Annotated in this window: 21 protein-coding genes; 12 read left to right on the top strand and 9 right to left on the bottom strand. The window is 69.1% G+C overall.

The features are described 5' to 3' along the window. Nucleotides 1–10: 10 nt before the first annotated feature. The 4 genes from OHT51_RS19280 to rpmB all read right to left on the bottom strand — a co-directional run bounded on the left by OHT51_RS19280 (nt 11) and on the right by rpmB (nt 1,846). Nucleotides 11–547, bottom strand: coding sequence for a DUF4232 domain-containing protein (locus tag OHT51_RS19280; protein ID WP_328880173.1), 537 nt, complete (start codon nt 545–547; stop codon nt 11–13). Between the two features lie 118 nt (nt 548–665). Then, nucleotides 666–1,145 carry a hypothetical protein gene (locus OHT51_RS19275; protein WP_328884374.1) on the bottom strand — a complete coding sequence of 160 codons (480 nt, stop codon included), beginning with the start codon at nt 1,143–1,145 and terminating at the stop codon, nt 666–668. Nucleotides 1,146–1,304: 159 nt separating this feature from the next. After that, entirely contained in the window at nt 1,305–1,610 is a 306-nt protein-coding gene (gene rpsN / locus OHT51_RS19270; RefSeq protein ID WP_328880172.1) for a 30S ribosomal protein S14, read from the bottom strand. After that, on the bottom strand, nt 1,610–1,846 hold the full coding sequence (rpmB, locus tag OHT51_RS19265) for a 50S ribosomal protein L28 (protein WP_328880171.1): 237 nt from the start codon (nt 1,844–1,846) through the stop codon (nt 1,610–1,612). Before rpmB ends, rpsN begins: the two co-directional genes overlap by 1 nt. Before the next feature lie 62 nt (nt 1,847–1,908). Between rpmB and rpmG the strand changes: the two genes are divergently transcribed. The 5 genes from rpmG to OHT51_RS19240 all read left to right on the top strand — a co-directional run bounded on the left by rpmG (nt 1,909) and on the right by OHT51_RS19240 (nt 4,238). Next, nucleotides 1,909–2,073: a 50S ribosomal protein L33 gene (rpmG, locus tag OHT51_RS19260; RefSeq protein ID WP_093835800.1), complete on the top strand. Its 165-nt coding sequence runs from the start codon at nt 1,909–1,911 to the stop codon at nt 2,071–2,073. A gap of 2 nt (nt 2,074–2,075) precedes the next feature. Further along, complete coding sequence (locus tag OHT51_RS19255; RefSeq protein WP_328880170.1) at nt 2,076–2,324, top strand: type B 50S ribosomal protein L31; 249 nt, start codon at nt 2,076–2,078, stop codon at nt 2,322–2,324. A 4-nt stretch (nt 2,325–2,328) separates the two neighbouring features. Beyond that, nucleotides 2,329–3,492, top strand: coding sequence for a CobW family GTP-binding protein (locus OHT51_RS19250; protein ID WP_328880169.1), 1,164 nt, complete (start codon nt 2,329–2,331; stop codon nt 3,490–3,492). A gap of 6 nt (nt 3,493–3,498) precedes the next feature. Further along, entirely contained in the window at nt 3,499–3,732 is a 234-nt protein-coding gene (gene rpsR, locus OHT51_RS19245) for a 30S ribosomal protein S18 (RefSeq protein WP_328880168.1), read from the top strand. Between the two features lie 287 nt (nt 3,733–4,019). Continuing rightward, on the top strand, nt 4,020–4,238 hold the full coding sequence (locus tag OHT51_RS19240; protein ID WP_217207196.1) for a DUF397 domain-containing protein: 219 nt from the start codon (nt 4,020–4,022) through the stop codon (nt 4,236–4,238). 101 nt (nt 4,239–4,339) lie between these two features. Here OHT51_RS19240 and OHT51_RS19235 read toward each other — a convergent pair whose 3' ends face one another. Next, complete coding sequence (locus OHT51_RS19235; RefSeq protein ID WP_443052509.1) at nt 4,340–4,858, bottom strand: ATP-binding protein; 519 nt, start codon at nt 4,856–4,858, stop codon at nt 4,340–4,342. Between the two features lie 333 nt (nt 4,859–5,191). Between OHT51_RS19235 and OHT51_RS19230 the strand changes: the two genes are divergently transcribed. The 5 genes from OHT51_RS19230 to OHT51_RS19210 all read left to right on the top strand — a co-directional run bounded on the left by OHT51_RS19230 (nt 5,192) and on the right by OHT51_RS19210 (nt 10,154). Continuing rightward, the gene (locus OHT51_RS19230) at nt 5,192–6,016 is read left to right on the top strand and encodes a helix-turn-helix domain-containing protein (RefSeq protein WP_328884373.1); all 825 of its coding nucleotides are present in this window, start codon (nt 5,192–5,194) and stop codon (nt 6,014–6,016) included. Nucleotides 6,017–6,157: 141 nt separating this feature from the next. Continuing rightward, nucleotides 6,158–7,618, top strand: a complete 1,461-nt coding sequence (locus tag OHT51_RS19225; protein WP_328880166.1) for an aldehyde dehydrogenase family protein — start codon at nt 6,158–6,160, stop codon at nt 7,616–7,618. 86 nt (nt 7,619–7,704) lie between these two features. Next, nucleotides 7,705–8,346, top strand: a complete 642-nt coding sequence (locus tag OHT51_RS19220) for a PadR family transcriptional regulator (RefSeq protein ID WP_328880165.1) — start codon at nt 7,705–7,707, stop codon at nt 8,344–8,346. Between the two features lie 90 nt (nt 8,347–8,436). Next, entirely contained in the window at nt 8,437–9,402 is a 966-nt protein-coding gene (locus OHT51_RS19215) for an ATP-binding cassette domain-containing protein (RefSeq protein WP_328880164.1), read from the top strand. Beyond that, nucleotides 9,399–10,154, top strand: a complete 756-nt coding sequence (locus tag OHT51_RS19210) for an ABC transporter permease (RefSeq protein WP_328880163.1) — start codon at nt 9,399–9,401, stop codon at nt 10,152–10,154. Before OHT51_RS19215 ends, OHT51_RS19210 begins: the two co-directional genes overlap by 4 nt. 6 nt (nt 10,155–10,160) lie before the next feature. Here OHT51_RS19210 and OHT51_RS19205 read toward each other — a convergent pair whose 3' ends face one another. Next, nucleotides 10,161–11,582 (bottom strand): glutamate decarboxylase, encoded by a 1,422-nt coding sequence (locus OHT51_RS19205; RefSeq protein ID WP_328880162.1) that lies wholly within the window; start codon nt 11,580–11,582, stop codon nt 10,161–10,163. An 88-nt stretch (nt 11,583–11,670) separates the two neighbouring features. On the opposite strand from OHT51_RS19205, the gene OHT51_RS19200 reads away from it, so the two are divergent. Further along, nucleotides 11,671–12,432 carry a MerR family transcriptional regulator gene (locus OHT51_RS19200; protein ID WP_328880161.1) on the top strand — a complete coding sequence of 254 codons (762 nt, stop codon included), beginning with the start codon at nt 11,671–11,673 and terminating at the stop codon, nt 12,430–12,432. 26 nt (nt 12,433–12,458) lie between these two features. On the opposite strand, the gene OHT51_RS19195 is transcribed toward OHT51_RS19200, so the two are convergent. Beyond that, a complete protein-coding gene (locus OHT51_RS19195; protein ID WP_328880160.1) occupies nt 12,459–12,824 on the bottom strand; it encodes a YbjQ family protein in 366 nt (121 codons plus the stop codon). Between the two features lie 133 nt (nt 12,825–12,957). Between OHT51_RS19195 and OHT51_RS19190 the strand changes: the two genes are divergently transcribed. Next, nucleotides 12,958–13,899 carry a DedA family protein gene (locus tag OHT51_RS19190; RefSeq protein WP_328880159.1) on the top strand — a complete coding sequence of 314 codons (942 nt, stop codon included), beginning with the start codon at nt 12,958–12,960 and terminating at the stop codon, nt 13,897–13,899. Between the two features lie 39 nt (nt 13,900–13,938). Here OHT51_RS19190 and OHT51_RS19185 read toward each other — a convergent pair whose 3' ends face one another. Both OHT51_RS19185 and OHT51_RS19180 read right to left on the bottom strand, forming a co-directional pair. Beyond that, entirely contained in the window at nt 13,939–15,570 is a 1,632-nt protein-coding gene (locus OHT51_RS19185; RefSeq protein ID WP_328880158.1) for a threonine/serine ThrE exporter family protein, read from the bottom strand. Nucleotides 15,571–15,688: 118 nt separating this feature from the next. Beyond that, nucleotides 15,689–16,180: an inorganic diphosphatase gene (locus OHT51_RS19180; protein ID WP_164425123.1), complete on the bottom strand. Its 492-nt coding sequence runs from the start codon at nt 16,178–16,180 to the stop codon at nt 15,689–15,691. Between the last annotated feature and the right edge of the window lie 13 nt (nt 16,181–16,193).

Raw genomic sequence — 16,193 nt, 5'->3', positions numbered from 1 at the left:
CGGACCGGCGTCAGTCGCCGGTCCGCTGGAATCCGCTCATCGAGGCGTCCGGCGCTTTTCCGTCGCTCTTCAGGGCGACATCGCCGTACGACCACTTGAAGCTCTGTGTCTTGCCGGACCCGGGCAGCCGGACCTTGACCGTCTCCACGGCGAGGCTCTTGCTGCCGTCCTCCTCGCCCCGGACGTAGGTGAGGGTGAAGGAGGTCGAGGCCTCCTTCACGAGGGTCGTCTTCGTCGACGCGGCGGCCCCGGCCGCCTCGTCGGCCGCGACGGACGTCGACGTGCTGCCCGCGTCGAACTCGACGGTGGGCAGCCCGGTCAGGACGCACTTGCCGCCGCCGCGGTTGGTGACCGTGACGGGGACGTTGCCGGTGTCCCCGGCGGCGGGGGCGGCGTTGGCGGGCCCGAACTCAACGGCCAGCTCGCCGACACAGGCGGAGTCGGCCTTGCTGTCCTGGGCCTTGCCGTCCCCGGCCCCGCCGTCGTCGCAGGCGGTCAGGAGGAGGGCCGCGGCGAGGGCGGCGACGGTGAGGGAAGTGGCGCGCATGGGTCCTCTGGGAGTGGCTCGGTGAGCGGGCGGCGGTCTCCGCACCGATCATCGGTGACTGCCGCACGGATCTGCAGCAGGCCACCGCACTGATCGGGCGGACGTCACCGATGAAACATCACGATCCCAGACCGGCCGTAGGCAGCCCCGTCGGCAGCTTCCCGCCTTCCGACCTGGTGTACGTCTCGGCGCCGAGGCCGCCCTCCCAGGTCACCTTCAGCTGCGACTTGTCGACGGAGTCGACCATCCCGGTCGCCCGGCCCTTGCTGCCGTCGGTGCACTTCAGGCGGATCATCTTCATCCCGCCCTCCTCGCCGGCGGTCCCGCTGCACACGGTCCCGCCGGTCGCGAAGAGGCCCGCCTGCTTGCCGGTGACGACCAGCGCGACGGCCTTGCCGTCGGTCGTGGCGAGCCAGCTGCCCTCCAGTTCACCGGAGGCGGACGCCGATCCGCCTCCCGTACCGCCGCCCGTGTCGGCGCTGGAGGTCGCGGAGGGGTCGGCCGAGGAGCCGTCCTTGGCGTCGGAGTCGCCGTCGCCGCTGCACCCGGTCAGGGCGAGCGCGCCGGCCAGGGACGCGGCCACGGCCGCGACCCGCATCCGCCGGCCCGACATCGTGCGCATACGGGAGAAAGTCGCCGAGGTCACTGGAAGCTCCCAAGCTGTAGCGGTCGGCATACGGCCGAGTCGGCCATGTGGCCGAAACGACCGCAGCAAGTTACCAGGGAGTCCGGTCCGAAGCCCCGGAACGTGCCGGACCTACCAGGACGCCTTGCGCACCCCCGGCAGATACCCGGCATGCGCCTGCTCCCGCAGACCCACCCGGGACAGCCCGAAGGCACGGAAGTAGCCGCGCGGCCGCCCGTCCACCTGGTCGCGGTTGCGTACGCGCGTGGCGCTCGCGTTCCGCGGCTGCCTGCTCAGCTCCCGCCGGGCGGCGAGCCGTTCGGCATCCGTGGACGAGGGCCGCCGGATGATCTCCTTCAGCTCGGCCCGCCGGGCGGCGTACCGCTCGACGACCTCCTGTCGCTGCCGGTTCTTCGCGATCTTGCTCTTCTTGGCCATCAGACCTTCACCCCCCGGGCGCGGATCCGGGCGACGGCGGCCTCGACGCCGATGACGTCGACCGTCTTGATCCCCTTGGTGCTCAGCCGCAGCCGCACATACCGGCCCTCGCCGGGCAGCCAGTAGCGCTTGGTCTGGATGTTGGGGTCGAAGCGGCGGGAGGTCCGCCGATGGGAGTGGGAAATCGTGTTGCCGAAGCCGGGCCGGGCGCCGGTCAGCATGCAGTGGGCGGACACGGGTGACGCACCTCTCCTCGCTCGCTACTGTTAATGGAATTCATTTTCAGTAAGATAGCAGCATGGCACGCAACGAACTCCGCCCGGTCATCAAGCTCCGGTCCACCGCCGGAACCGGCTTCACCTATGTGACCCGCAAGAACCGCCGCAACGACCCCGACCGCATGGTCCTGCGCAAGTACGACCCGGTCGCCGGCCGTCACGTCGACTTCCGAGAGGAGCGCTGAGCATGCGCAACGGCATCCACCCGTCCTACGGCCCCGTCGTCTTCCGCGACCGCGCCGCGAACCACGCCTTCCTCACCCGCTCGACGATGACCAGCGAGAAGACGATCGAGTGGGAGGACGGGGCCACCTACCCCGTCGTCGACGTCGAGATCTCGAACGTCAGCCACCCCTTCTACACCGGCACGGCCCGCGTCCTGGACACGGCCGGCCGAGTCGAGCGCTTCGAGCGCCGCTACGGGAAGCAGGGCTGACCCCGTGCCCGAACTCTCCGTCGTGATCGTCGGCGGCCTGCACGCCGACGCCCGCAAAGAGGCCGTGGCACGGCTGCTCACCGACGTCCCCGACAGCGTCGTACTCCACCACGACCTGTCGACGGCCACCGCCGGCACAGTTGTACGGACGATCCGCGACGCCACCGGCATCGTCGCCGTCGGCGAGGCACCCCTCGTCAACGACTGCACCTGCTGCGCCCTGCGCGAGGACCTGGTGCCGGAACTCCTGCGCATCCGGGACGCCGGCGGCACCCGTATGGCGATCGTCGAACTCTGGGACTCGGTCGAACCGAAGGCCATGGCCGAGGTGGTCACGGCAGGCGGGCTCACCGTCACCGGCGTGCTCACCGCGGTCGACCCGGCACTGGTCCTGCCGTATCTGGGCAACGGCGACGACCTGGCCGAGCGCGGCCTCGCGGCGGCGGCGACCGACCAGCGCACGGTCGCCGACACCTTCGCGCGCCAACTGGAGTACGCCCCCGTCCTCGCCGTCGCCGCCTCTCCGGAGGCCGACGACGAGGACCGCGAACTTCTCGCCCAACTCCACCCGACGGCCCGCCAGGTCCCGATCGACGACCTGACGGTGCCCGCCCCACGCCGACGCCCCCTGTCCTCCCTCGCCCGGGCGGCCCTGGCCGGCTTCGACGTCGAGGCGGCCGACGCCGCCCAGCACCCGGCCTGCGCCCTGCTCCCCGCCGACGCCGACGCGCACGGCGTCGCCACCCTGGTCTGGCATCGCCGCCGCCCCTTCCACCCGGAGCGGCTGTACGCGGCGCTTGAGGACCTGACCTGCGCGGCGGCCCGCAGCCGTGGCCGGTTCTGGCTCGCCGACAAGCCCGACGTGCTACTGCACTGGGACGCGGCGGGCGGCGCCCTGTGCGTGGAGAGCGCGGGCCCGTGGCTCGCCTCGCTCCCCGACGCGGCCTGGGACATGGTCCCGCCGGTACGCCGGGCCGCCGCCGCCCTTGACTGGCACCCCGAGCACGGCGACTGCTGCCAGCACCTGGTCTTCACGTCGCCCGCCCTCGACCGCGACGGCCTGGAGCAGCTCCTCGAATCCTGCCTCCTGACCGACGCCGAGTACGCCGCCGGCCGCGCCGCCTGGAAGCAACTCCCGCCCGCCTTCGACACCCTCCTGGAGGTCTGACCGCCCATGCCCCGCAAGCCCGACCGCAAGCCCGTGAAGTCCCGCCCCAACCCCCTGGACCAGGCCGGCATCACCTACATCGACTACAAGGACACGGACCTCCTCCGCCGCTTCCTCTCCGACCGAGGCAAGATCCGCAGCCGCCGCATCACCCGGGTAACGGCCCAGCAGCAACGAGACCTGGCAAAAGCGATCAAGAACGCAAGGGAAATGGCCCTGCTCCCGTACGCCACCCGCTGACCCCCACGGGCTGAATTGCCGCGACCGGCACTGGAACACCAACGCCCCGGAACGCGTCTCTTCCTAGTACACGAGGGACCGATCCCGACTGCGACGCGATCCCCGGGGCAAGCGGTGCAACGACTGGAACGTATCCGGCCCCGCATACGTCACAGGAGTAACCACAGGAACACCCCCCGTGCACGTGCATCTGCTCATGCAGTTGCACGTGAACAGAGCTATGATCCGGACGCACACCACTGAACACCACCGGGGAGCGACCTGTGGACCACGACGTGTACAACGGCATGGCAGCCACGGATCTGAACGGGGTGGCCTGGCAGAAGAGCAGGCACAGCAACTCCCAGGGCTCATGCGTCGAGTTCGCGAGGCTCCCTGGCGGCGATGTCGCCGTGCGCAACTCGCGCTTCCCGGACGGGCCGGCGCTCGTCTACACCCGCGCCGAGATAGAGGCGATGCTCCTGGGCATCAAGGACGGCGAGTTCGACCACTTGGTAGCGGGCTGAGGCCGGCAGCCGGCCGCGCCCGCCGACCAACAGCGCATATCCACCGAAAACAACCAACGCAACGCGCGTAGAACTGCGACGTCAGCGCACGCCCCAGCACATCATTCGGCCGCCCCCGAACCCCCCTGCGGCGACGGAAGCCGAAACAGCGCCCACACCACCTTGCCGCTGAGCGTCCCCGCCAGCGGATGCCACCCCCAGCTGTCGCTGAAGGAGTCCACCAGGAACAGCCCTCGCCCCGACTCCGCAGAAAAGTCGTCGGAATCGCGCGCGACCGGACTGTCATGGCTGGGGTCACGCACCGCACACACCAGCCGCTCGGTCCACCGCATCAGATGCAGCCGCACCGGCGGCGTCTGGTCGTGCACTCGCTGTGCACTCGGCGGCAGGGCGTGCCGCAGCGCGTTGGTCACCAACTCCGAGACCACGAGGCACACATCGTCGAAGCGCTCGCCCAGTTCCCACTGATCCAGGGTGCGGCGCGTGAACTTCCGCGCCTCACGCACCGCTTCGTAGCGGGCGGGCAGTGCACAGGAGGCGGCGTTGGAGACGGCTGCGGGATCAAGCGGCGGAAGGCCCTGCCGTAACGGCTCGAGCATGGTCGATCCATTCGTCCCCATGCGAGGCACTCCCGAGAGTTCGCGGTCGTTGCGATGCAGCGGTTGCGCGGGACCATGGTTTCGGATGCGCAGGGCAGATGCAAGGGCAGATGCACGTGCACGTGACCGAATTGGACGTTCCCGTACCGCTTGTTGGCCATTTTTTCCGCCAACTTCAGTACCTCTCCTTGCTCACCCCTCACCTCTTCCTGAGAGGAATCCTTGTCTTCTTTCCATCTCTGTAATCGGACGAGTACTGCTCGAAGTGATTTAGTGGCAGACTGCGGGCCCTGAAGACGGTTGGGGAGGCTGGCGAACGTGAGCGCGGGAGAGCCCGGATCGGTGGTGCGGCGCATGCTGCTCGGCTCGCAACTGAGGCGACTGCGGGAAGCGCGCGGGATCACGCGCGAGGCTGCGGGTTACTCGATCCGCGCCTCCGAGTCGAAGATCAGCCGGATGGAGCTGGGCCGGGTGAGCTTCAAGACGCGTGACGTCGAAGACCTGCTGACGCTCTACGGCATCACGGACGAGCAGGAGCGCGCCTCGCTCCTCTCCCTCGCCCGCGAGGCCAACGTCGCGGGCTGGTGGCACAGTTACTCCGACGTCCTGCCCAGCTGGTTCCCCACCTATGTCGGCCTGGAGGGCGCTGCCAGCCTCATCCGTGCGTACGAAGTGCAGTTCGTGCACGGCCTGCTGCAGACCGAGGCGTATGCCCGCGCGGTCGTCAGGCGCGGTATGAAGGGCGCGAGCAAGGCCGACGTCGACAAGCGTGTGGCGCTGCGTCTGGAGCGGCAGAAGTACCTCGTCGACGAGAGCGCCCCCGAGTTCCACATCGTCCTGGACGAGGCCGCCCTGCGCCGCCCGTACGGCGACCGCGAGGTGATGCGCGGCCAGCTCCAGCACCTGATCGAGATCTCCGAGCGCCCCAACGTGCGGCTGCAGATCATGCCGTTCAGCTTCGGCGGCCACTCCGGCGAGTCCGGTGCCTTCACCCTCCTCAGCTTCCCCGAGTCCGACCTTTCGGACGTCGTCTACCTGGAGCAGCTCACCAGCGCGCTCTACCTCGACAAGCACGAGGACGTCACCCAGTACGAGAAGGCGCTGAAGGAGCTTCAGCAGGACAGCCCCGGTCCCGACGAGAGCCGGGATCTTCTCCGGGGACTCCTTCAACTCTCTTGAAACACAAGTACGATGACGTGTGATCAGACCGTGAAGGCGGTCTGGGCGATCGAGTTCGATCAACGCGATCAAGGCCGGTCGAAGCCGGTCAGGACTTCCGTGATCAGTCGATCGGGTATCCGCTAGGGATTGAGGGATCACATGTCGTCCTACTTCACCGACCTGGCTCAGCAGTACATCGACGGTGAGTGGCGCCCGGGCACAGGCTCCTGGGACATCATCGACTTCAACCCGTACGACGGTGAGAAGCTGGCGTCGATCACGATAGCCACGGTCGACGAGGTGGACGACGCCTATCAGGCCGCCGCCCGTGCCCAGAAGCAATGGGGCGCGACCAATCCGTACGCCCGCCGTGCCGTCTTCGAGAAGGCGCTGCGACTGATAGAGGACCGCGAGCAGGAGATCACCGAGGTGATCATCGCCGAGCTCGGCGGCACCCGGCTGAAGGCGGCCTTCGAACTCCACCTCGCCAAGGAGTTCCTGCGCGAGGCGGTCCACCTGGCGCTGCGTCCCGAGGGCAAGATCATCCCGTCGCCGATCGACGGCAAGGAGAACCGCGTCTACCGCGTCCCGGTCGGCGTGGTGGGCGTCATCAGCCCCTTCAACTTTCCCTTCCTCCTCTCCATCAAGTCGGTCGCCCCGGCCCTCGCGCTCGGCAACGGCGTGGTGCTGAAGCCGCACCAGAACACCCCGATCTGCGGCGGTTCCCTGGTGGCGAAGATCTTCGAGGACGCGGGCCTGCCCGCCGGCCTCCTGAACGTCGTCATCACGGACATAGCCGAGATCGGCGACGCCTTCATCGAGCACCCCGTCCCGAAGGTCATCTCCTTCACCGGCTCCGACAAGGTCGGCCGCCATGTCGCCACCGTCTGTGCCTCGCTCTTCAAGCGCTCGGTCCTCGAACTCGGCGGCAACAGCGCGCTGGTGGTCCTGGACGACGCCGACATCGACTACGCGGTCGACGCGGCGGTGTTCAGCCGGTACGTCCACCAGGGCCAGGTCTGCATGGCCGCCAACCGCGTCCTCGTGGACCGCTCGGTCGCGGACCGGTTCACCGAGAAGTTCGTCGCCAAGGTGAAGACCCTGAAGGCCGGCGACCCGCGCGACCCGCAGACCGTCATCGGTCCGGTCATCAACTCCTCCCAGGCGGAGGCCATTTCGGCCACCGTCGAGCAGGCGATCGCGGAGGGCGCGACGGCCCTCGTGCACGGCACGACGACGGACAACCTGGTCGAGCCGTCCGTCCTCACCGGTCTCCCGGCCGACTCGCCCCTGCTGAAGCAGGAGGTCTTCGGTCCGGTCGCCTTCCTGGTGCCGTTCGACGGCGAGGAGGAGGCCGTACGCCTCGTCAACGACACCCCGTACGGCCTCAGCGGTGCCGTCCACACCGGCAACATCGAGCGCGGCGTCGCCTTCGCCAAGCAGATCGACACCGGCATGTTTCACGTCAACGACGGCACCGTCCACGACGAGCCGATCGTCCCCTTCGGCGGCGAGAAGCACTCCGGCCTCGGCCGCCTGAACGGCGAGACGATGCTGGACGCGTTCACGACCACGAAGTGGATCTCGGTGCAGCACGGCAGGAGCGGCTTCCCGTTCTGACGGTGAGCGAGGCTGAACGAGGGTGAACAGGGTGCTTCCCGGGGCTGATCTCGGCCCCGGCCGCCCGCCGCCCTAATCTGGACCGCATGTCAGCGATCCGTCTTCTCGTGCTCGGCGCGGTCCGTCAGCACGGGCGTGCCCATGGGTACCAGGTGCGCAACGACCTGGAGTACTGGGGCGCGCACGAGTGGTCCAACGCCAAGCCCGGCTCGATCTATCACGCCCTGAAGCAGATGGCGAAGCAGGGGCTGCTGCACGCCCACGAGATCGCGCCGTCCACGGCCGGCGGGCCGCCGCGCACCGAGTACGAGATCACGGAGAAGGGCACCGAGGAGTACCTCGGGCTGGTCCGGGAGTACCTCACGGCGTATGACCAGCGGCCGGACGTGCTCACCGCCGCGCTCGGCTTCATGGTCGACCTGGACCGCGAGGAAGTCCTCGCCCTCCTGGAGGAGCGGGTGCGCAGCATCGAGGGGTGGCGCAAGGCCGTCACCGAGTACTACACGCCCGAGGAGGGCCCCGCCCAGCTCGGCCACATCGGCGAGATCATGAACTTCTGGGTCCACTCCGCCGACACCGGCGCCGAGTGGACCCGCGGTCTGATCGGACGCATCCGGGGCGGCGCCTACACCTTCTCCGGCGAGGGCGATCCGTTCGTCGGGATCCTTGCCGACGACCAGGAGAACCCGTACGCGCCAGGGAAGCCGCACCCCGAGGATCAGAGCTGATCGGGTTCGCGAGCTAATCAAGTTTGACTAAGCGCGTCTCGGGTATTAGCTTCGAGCTGGTAGTCAAGTTTGACTAGCGAGGGAGATTCAGTGGCCGACGCGGCGATCATCGTCGAAGGGGCACGCAAGAAGTACGGCGGCAAAGCCGGCACACACGCACTGGACGGGCTCGACCTCACGGTCGCGCGCGGCACCGTGCACGGGGTGCTCGGCCCGAACGGCGCGGGCAAGACGACCCTGGTCCGCATCCTGTCCACCCTCCTGCGGCCGGACAGCGGCCACGTCGAGGTGGCGGGACACGACGTGCTGCGCCAGGCCTACGAGGTACGCCTGCGCATCGGCCTGCTCGGCCAGCACGCAGCCCTGGACGAGGAGTTGGGCGGCCGGCAGAACCTGGAGATGTTCGGCCGCCTCTACCACCTGGGCGCCCGCCACGCGCGCGTGCGGGCCGACGAGCTCCTGGAGCGCTTCGGCCTCGCCGACGCCGGCCGCAAGCCGGTGAAGCAGTACAGCGGCGGCATGCGCAGGCGACTGGACCTGGCGGCCTCACTCATCACCGACCCGGAGGTGCTCTTCCTGGACGAACCCACCACCGGCCTCGACCCGCGCGGCCGCGTCGAGGTCTGGTCCGCCGTCCGCTCCCTGGTCGGCGGCGGCACGACGGTCCTGCTCACCACCCAGTACCTCGAAGAGGCCGACCAGCTCGCCGACCGCATCTCGGTCGTCGACGCCGGCCGGGTCATCGCCGACGGCACCGCGGACCAGCTCAAGGCGCTCACCGGCGGCGACCGCATCGACGTGGTCCTGCGGGACGCGGGCCAGCTGGGCGCGGCCGTCGCCCTGCTGCCCATACCGAAGGACGACGTCTCCGTCGACCCCGACCGCCGCCTGCTCAGCGCCCCGGTCACCGACCGGATGGCGGCGCTCTCCGGTGTCGTACGGGCCCTGGAGGCGGCCGGGATCGAGGCGGAGGACGTCGCGCTGCGCCGACCGACGCTGGACGAGGTGTTCCTGCACCTGACAGGGCGCGAGGACCGAGTGAAGGAGGCCGTGTGACCGCGTACGCACTGACCGACTCCTGGACCATGACCCGCCGCGAACTCGCCCACTGGGCGCGGCAACCCGTGCAGGGCTTGGTCAACCTGGTCTTCCCCGTGATGCTGCTGCTGATGTTCGGCTACCTCATCGGCGGCGGCCGGGGCCTGCAGGGCTCCTACATCGACTATCTGGTCCCCGGCATGCTCGCGCTCACCATGGCCTTCGGCCTGGAGGGCACGATGATCGCGGTGACCCAGGACCTCAACAAGGGCGTGATCGACCGCTTCCGGTCCATGCCGATGGCCAACGGGGCGGTGCTGGTGGGCCGTTCGGTGGCCGACATGCTCCAGTCGGCGCTGTCCCTGTTCGTCCTCATGGGCGTCGGATACGCGCTGGGCTGGCGGGCGGCGGGCAGCCCAGGGGGGTTCCTGGGCGCCGTGGGGCTGCTCCTGCTGTTCCGTTTCGCCATGCTGTGGATCGGCATTTACCTGGCGCTGGTGGCCGGAAAGCCGGAGATGGTGCAGGCGGTGCAGATCCTCGTCTGGCCGATCGGCTTCCTGTCCAACGCCATCGCGCTGCCCGAGTCCATGCCCGGCTGGCTCGGCACGGTCGTCGAGTGGAACCCGATGTCCCGGACGGCCACGGCCGTACGCGACCTGTTCGGCGGTACGGGCATGGACGGCGTCGGGCCGGCGATCGTGTGGCCGCTGGTGCTCCTGGCGGTGTTCTTCCCGCTCGCGGTACGGCGGTTCGGGCGCCTGAGCCGGTAGCAGGCCCTAGTGGTGGAACCCGGTGGCCGCCCCCTTGTCCTGTGTCAGGGGGTGCGGCTGCCGGCGCAGCTCCGGCAGCAACTGGGTCAGGTCCTGCACGAACAGCTCGGCGAGGTCCTCGGAGAAGCCGTTGCGGCACACCACCCGCAGGACGGACAGATCCTCGCGGTTCGGCGGGAAGGTGTACGCCGGGACCAGCCAGCCCTTCTCGCGCAGCCGCCGGGACACGTCGAACACGTCGTACGCCCGGACGTCCGGGGCCGTCGTGCAGGCGAAGACGGGCAACTGGTCGCCCCGGGTCAGCAGCCGGAAGTCGCCGAGCTTCTCCAAGGCCTCGGCGACCTTCCCGGCCACGTCCCGCGAGGCCTGCTGCACGGCCCGGTACCCCTCCCGCCCCAGCCGCAGGAACGAGTAGTACTGCGCCACGACCTGGGCGCCCGGCCGGGAGAAGTTGAGCGCGAAGGTCGGCATGTCGCCGCCCAGGTAGTTGACGCGGAAGACGAGTTCCTCGGGCAGCGCCTCCTTGTCCCGCCACAGCGCCCAGCCGACGCCCGGGTAGACGAGCCCGTATTTGTGCCCCGAGGTGTTGATCGAGGTGACCCTCGGCAGCCGGAAGTCCCAGACCAGGTCCTCGTCGAGGAAGGGCGCCACCATGGCGCCGGACGCCCCGTCGACGTGCACCGGGATGTCGAGTCCCGTGCGCTCCTGGAGGGCGTCCAGGGCGGCACACAAGTCCGCGATCGGCTCGTACGAACCGTCGAAGGTGGAGCCCAGGATGCCGACGACCCCGATGGTGTTCTCGTCGCACAGCTCGGCCGCCGCCTGCGGGTCCAGATGGAACCGTTCGCCCTCCATCGGGACCAGGCGGGGCTCCACCTCCCAGAAGTTGCAGAACTTGTCCCAGCAGACCTGGACGTTGATGCCCATCACCAGGTTGGGGCGCGCGCCGGGGTACCGGTCGGCGTTGCGCTGCGCCCAGCGCCGTTTGAGCGCCATACCGGCGAGCATGCACGCCTCGCTGGACCCGGTGGTGGAGCAGCCGACGGCCACCGAGGGATCCGGCGCGTTCCACAGATCGGCGAGGATCGCCACACAGCGCCGCTCCAGCTCGGCGGTGCGCGGGTACTCGTCCTTGTCGATCATGTTCTTGTCCCGGCACTCCGCCATCAGCACCCCGGCCTGCGGCTCCATCCAGGTCGTGACGAAGGTGGCCAGGTTGAGCCGGGAGTTGCCGTCCAGCATCAGCTCGTCGTGCACCACCTGGTAGGCCGTCGCCGGCGGCAGGGGAGCGTCGGGCAGCCGGTGCGTGGGCGGGGCCTCGGTCATGCCGCTGACCGGATTCGTCTCGCCGTAGAAGGGGTTGACCGCGAGCCTGCGCCCGCCGCCCTTGTCGTCCGGTGCTTCGCTGTTCCCACGATGCAGTGGCATGTATACGACGGTAGGTCCGGGCGGCCGGGCTTGCACCTCACGCCACGTGAGGACTCATCGTGGAGTGCGTACCGAGAAGGGAGCGGAAGTGAGCTACTCCGTGGGACAGGTCGCCGGATTCGCCGGAGTGACGGTGCGCACGCTGCACCACTACGACGACATCGGCCTGCTCGTGCCCAGCGAGCGCAGCCACGCGGGCCACCGGCGCTACAGCGACGCCGACCTCGACCGGCTGCAGCAGATCCTGTTCTACCGCGAGCTCGGTTTCCCGCTCGAGGAGGTCGCCGCCCTGCTCGACGACCCGGACGCGGACCCGCGCGCACACCTGCGCCGGCAGCACGAGCTGCTGACCGCCCGGATCGAGAAGCTGCAGAAGATGGCGGCGGCCGTGGAGCACGCCATGGAGGCACGCAAGATGGGCATCAATCTCACGCCGGAGGAGAAGTTCGAGGTGTTCGGGGACTTCGACCCGGACCAGTACGAGGAGGAGGTGCAGGAGCGCTGGGGCGACACCGACGCCTATCGGCAGTCACAGCAGCGCGCCGCCTCGTACACCAAGGAGGACTGGCAGCGGATCCAGCGCGAGGCCGACGAGCTCAGCCGCCGCTTCGTCGCGCTCATGGAGGCCGGTGAGCCGGCCGACTCCGAGGCGGCCATGGACGCCGCCGAGGAGCACCGCCAGGGGATCGCCCGCAACCACTACGACTGCGGGCACGAGATGCACGCCTGTATCGGCGAGATGTACGTCTCCGACGAGCGGTTCACCCAGAACATCGACAAGGCCAAGCCGGGCCTTGCGGTCTACCTCAGGGACGCGATCCTCGCCAACGCCGCCCGGCACTCCTCTTAAGGCTCCTGGCCCGGGACCCGTACGGGTCACTCCCGGGCCAGGACCACCGCCGTCCCGTAGGCGCACACCTCGGTGCCCACGTCCGCCGCCTCCGACACGTCGAACCGGAACGCCAGGACGCCGTTCGCCCCGCGGGCTTGCGCCTGCTCGACGAGTCGCAGCATGGCTTGGTTGCGGGTCTCCACGAGGGTCTTGGTGAGCCCCTTGAGCTCACCGCCGACCAGCGACTTCAGTCCGGCGCCGATCTGGCTGCCCACGTGCCGGGAGCGCACGGTCAGCCCGAATACCTCACCCAGAACCGCGGTGACCCGATAGCCGGGAATGTCATTGGTGGTCACTACCAGGACGTCGGGCTGTGGCTCCTGCCCGCCGCCGTACTCATCGATGCCCATGAACCACAGCTTTGTCCCAGCAGGGGCACAGTGCATCCTGAGGGGGTCCATGGAACCTGGGCGGCCAGTGCAGCGTTGATAATTTGAGCACCCAGCTTCGCCTCCGCCCCCTCCCCGCAGGAGCCACAATCCCGTGACCACGCTTGCGCTCGGCCCCGAGTGGCTCAGCCCGGACTATCTGATCGAGACCTTCAGCCTCCCCGGCATCCTGCTGATCGTCTTCGCCGAGTCCGGCCTCTTCGCGTTCCTGCCCGGGGACTCCCTGCTGTTCACGGCGGGCCTCTTCGTTGCCGAGGGGAACTACATCAGCCAGCCGCTGTGGCTGGTGTGCACCCTGATCGTGCTGGCCGCCGTCATCGGCGACCAGGTGGGGTACATGATCGGCAAGTTCTTCGGCCCGAAGCTCTTCAACCGGCCCAACTCCAAGCTCTTCAAACAGGAGAACCTGGAGAAGGCCCACGAGTTCATGGAGAAGTACGGCCCGAAGGCCATCGTCCTCGCCCGCTTCGTGCCGATCGTGCGCACTTTCGCCCCGATCGTGGCGGGCGCCGGCCGCATGCAGTACCGCACGTTCCTCACGTACAACGTCATCGGCGGTATCGCCTGGGGCACCGGCGTCACCCTCGCGGGCTACTGGCTCGGCCAGATCGACTTCATCAACAAGAACGTCGAAGCGATCCTCGTCCTGATCGTGTTCGTCTCCGTGGTCCCGATCATCATCGAGTACCTGCGGGAGCGCGCCAAGAAGAAGCGCGCGGCGGCCCAGGCTCCGGCCGCACCGGCCCAGCAGTCCCAGCAGGCCCCGATGATGGACGACGCGACGACCCAGCTCCGCCGCATCCCCTCCGAGGACCACCCTCAGCAGTACGGCAACCAGGGCCAGCAGCAGTACGGCTACGACCAGCAGTACTACGGCCAGCAGCAGCAGCCGCAGCAGCAGCCGCAGCAGCAGCCCCAACAGCAGCCGTACGCCCAGCAGTACCCCCAGGGCTACGGCCAGCAGCAGCCGTACGGCGGCCAGCAGAACCAGCAGAACCAGCAGAACCAGCAGTACCCGCCGAACCAGGGTTTCTGAAGCGCCCCTTCAGGCGGAGAAAACCGAGCTGCCAGGCGCTCAGAATCCTCGAGTCCGCTTGGCAGCTCGCCGCTTCTCCGGCGATCCGATCCGCAGGAACAACCGGGAGATCTCTGACCCGAGGTTGACCCCGATCGCAATGGCCATGGCCAGGGAAGCCGCCGTGGCCAAGGAGACCAGCCCCTCGTCGACATCGTTCTGCGCGATCGCCAACAGCCCGAAGTACGTGGCGGAACCCGGCAGCAGGGGCCCGATCGCCGCAGTCGTGTACGGCAGCGCGGACGCGAACCGGTACCGCGCCATCAACTGCCCGAACAGCCCCACGAGCCCGGCCGCGACGGCTGTGGAGGCAACCGGCGAGAACTCACCGGCGTAGTGCATCGCGCCGTACACCACCCAGGCGACACCCCCGTTGAGGGTCACCGCGAGCACCGTGGTCCGTTCCTGCTGGAGCAGCACGGCGAAGGTCAGCGACAGCAGCATCGACGCGGCGATCTGCCAGTACGGCCGGTCGGAGGCGAGCAGCGCCTCGTCCGGAGTGAGCTTGGCACCCAGGTTCACGCCGAAGTACAGGATCACCAGCACGCCGACGACGATGCCGACGAAGAAGTACAGGACCTCCAGCAGCCGCGCGGCCGCGGTGATGTAGAAGCCGGTCAGCCCGTCCTGCACGCCCGCCACCAGCGCCCGTCCGGGCAGCAGCGCGAACAGTCCACCGGTGATGACCGCGGACGCCTTCACGTCGACGTGCGCCAGCGTCAGCGCGACCCCTATCGCGGCCGGCGGCATCGCGGCCACAGTGAACTGGTAGAACTCCGGCAGCCCTCGCCCGGCGCACAGCCACGCCAGCCGGTCGCCGAGCATCGCGCCGAGCATGGCCGCGACGAAGACGATCAGGTCACCACCGACCAGCACCGAGGCCGCGCCCGCGAGCAGCCCGCTCGCCGAGGTCAGCACCCAGGTCGGGTACGGGTGCCGGTTGCGGCGGATCTCCGCGAGGCGTCCGTAGGCCTCCTCCAGGGAGATGTGGCTCTCCGGGTCGCTGAGGTCGTCGACGAGCTGGTACACGGCGGCCAGACGCGTGTAGTCGGTGCCGCGCCGCCGCACCGTGCGCGACGCCGTCACCGGATCGTCCACCAGCGACGGCTGGTACGAGATCGACAGCAGCGTGAAGGTGACGTTCGGCTCGCAGCGGTCCAGGCCGTAGGAACGGCAGACCGCGAACATCGCGGCCTCCACGTCCTCCGCGCCCTCACCGCCCGCCAGCAGCAGTTCGCCGATACGAAGGGTCATGTCGAGCACGCGCGGGACGGCCGGGCCCTCGTCCTCCGCCCGCGGCATCCGCTCCGGCGCGGGCCGCTCGGCGACCGGCATACGCAGCATCGTGCGCATCCGGTCCTGCCAGGGCAGGTCCTTGGTCAGGCTTATCCGCGGTATGCCGCCGGCCGGGGTGAACGCGGGCGTGGCGTCCTCGACGGTGTAGCCGCTTGGCGCGGTGAACGCCGACCCCTCCGGCTCGTGGAGCGGCGGCTGCAGCACGTCCAGCCCCTTGGGCAGGGCGAACTCGGACGTGGTCTCCGACTCGCTGTCGCCCACCTCGATCCCGGCGGGAGGCGTGAAGGCCATCCTCGCCTCGTCCGACTGCGGCTTGCGGTCTTCCGCGTCCGTCACCTGCGTAGCACTCCCTGTACGACACCTCCTGCCGCTCTCAGTATGCGCACAGACACGCGAACGGGCTGCCCGCGCACGCGTGCAGCCCGTTCACTTGTGGCTCAGAGGTGCCGGTGGCTCAGTGGCCGCCCTGGTCCTTGAAGCGCTTGTAGGACCGCTCGATCTCGGCCTCGGCGTCGGTGCGGCCCACCCAGTCGGCGCCCTCGACGGACTTGCCGGGCTCCAGGTCCTTGTAGACCTCGAAGAAGTGCTGGATCTCCAGGCGGTCGAACTCGGAGACGTGGTGGATGTCACGCAGGTGCTCCTGGCGCGGGTCCGTCGCCGGCACGCACAGCAGCTTGTCGTCGCCGCCCGCCTCGTCCGTCATCCGGAACATGCCGATCGCGCGGCACTTGATGAGGCAGCCCGGGAAGGTCGGCTCGTCCAGGATGACCAGCGCGTCCAGCGGGTCGCCGTCCTCGCCGAGGGTGTTCTCGACGAAGCCGTAGTCGGTCGGGTAGGCGGTCGAGGTGAAGAGTCGACGGTCCAGGCGGATCCGACCGGTCTCGTGGTCCACCTCGTACTTGTTCCGCGAACCCTTCGGAATCTCGATCGTGACGTCGAACTCCACCGGTGGCTCCTCC

Source organism: Streptomyces sp. NBC_00299 (assembly GCF_036173045.1).
GTDB classification, from domain to species: Bacteria; Actinomycetota; Actinomycetes; order Streptomycetales; family Streptomycetaceae; genus Streptomyces; species Streptomyces machairae.
Note: the sequence above shows the minus strand (reverse complement) of the source record. Positions and strands in the feature narration are given on the sequence as shown.

Coding starts and splice junctions, on each gene's coding strand:
- OHT51_RS19220 (WP_328880165.1), top strand. CDS start 7,705: ATGTCAGCGATCCGTCTTCTCGTGCTCGGCGCGGTCCGTCAGCACGGG.
- OHT51_RS19225 (WP_328880166.1), top strand. CDS start 6,158: ATGTCGTCCTACTTCACCGACCTGGCTCAGCAGTACATCGACGGTGAG.
- OHT51_RS19240 (WP_217207196.1), top strand. CDS start 4,020: ATGGCAGCCACGGATCTGAACGGGGTGGCCTGGCAGAAGAGCAGGCAC.
- rpmG (WP_093835800.1), top strand. CDS start 1,909: ATGGCACGCAACGAACTCCGCCCGGTCATCAAGCTCCGGTCCACCGCC.
- OHT51_RS19280 (WP_328880173.1), bottom strand. CDS start 547: ATGCGCGCCACTTCCCTCACCGTCGCCGCCCTCGCCGCGGCCCTCCTC.
- OHT51_RS19205 (WP_328880162.1), bottom strand. CDS start 11,582: ATGCCACTGCATCGTGGGAACAGCGAAGCACCGGACGACAAGGGCGGC.
- OHT51_RS19235 (WP_443052509.1), bottom strand. CDS start 4,858: ATGGGGACGAATGGATCGACCATGCTCGAGCCGTTACGGCAGGGCCTT.
- rpsR (WP_328880168.1), top strand. CDS start 3,499: ATGCCCCGCAAGCCCGACCGCAAGCCCGTGAAGTCCCGCCCCAACCCC.
- OHT51_RS19255 (WP_328880170.1), top strand. CDS start 2,076: ATGCGCAACGGCATCCACCCGTCCTACGGCCCCGTCGTCTTCCGCGAC.
- rpsN (WP_328880172.1), bottom strand. CDS start 1,610: ATGGCCAAGAAGAGCAAGATCGCGAAGAACCGGCAGCGACAGGAGGTC.
- OHT51_RS19195 (WP_328880160.1), bottom strand. CDS start 12,824: ATGGGCATCGATGAGTACGGCGGCGGGCAGGAGCCACAGCCCGACGTC.
- OHT51_RS19275 (WP_328884374.1), bottom strand. CDS start 1,145: ATGCGGGTCGCGGCCGTGGCCGCGTCCCTGGCCGGCGCGCTCGCCCTG.
- OHT51_RS19230 (WP_328884373.1), top strand. CDS start 5,192: ATGCTGCTCGGCTCGCAACTGAGGCGACTGCGGGAAGCGCGCGGGATC.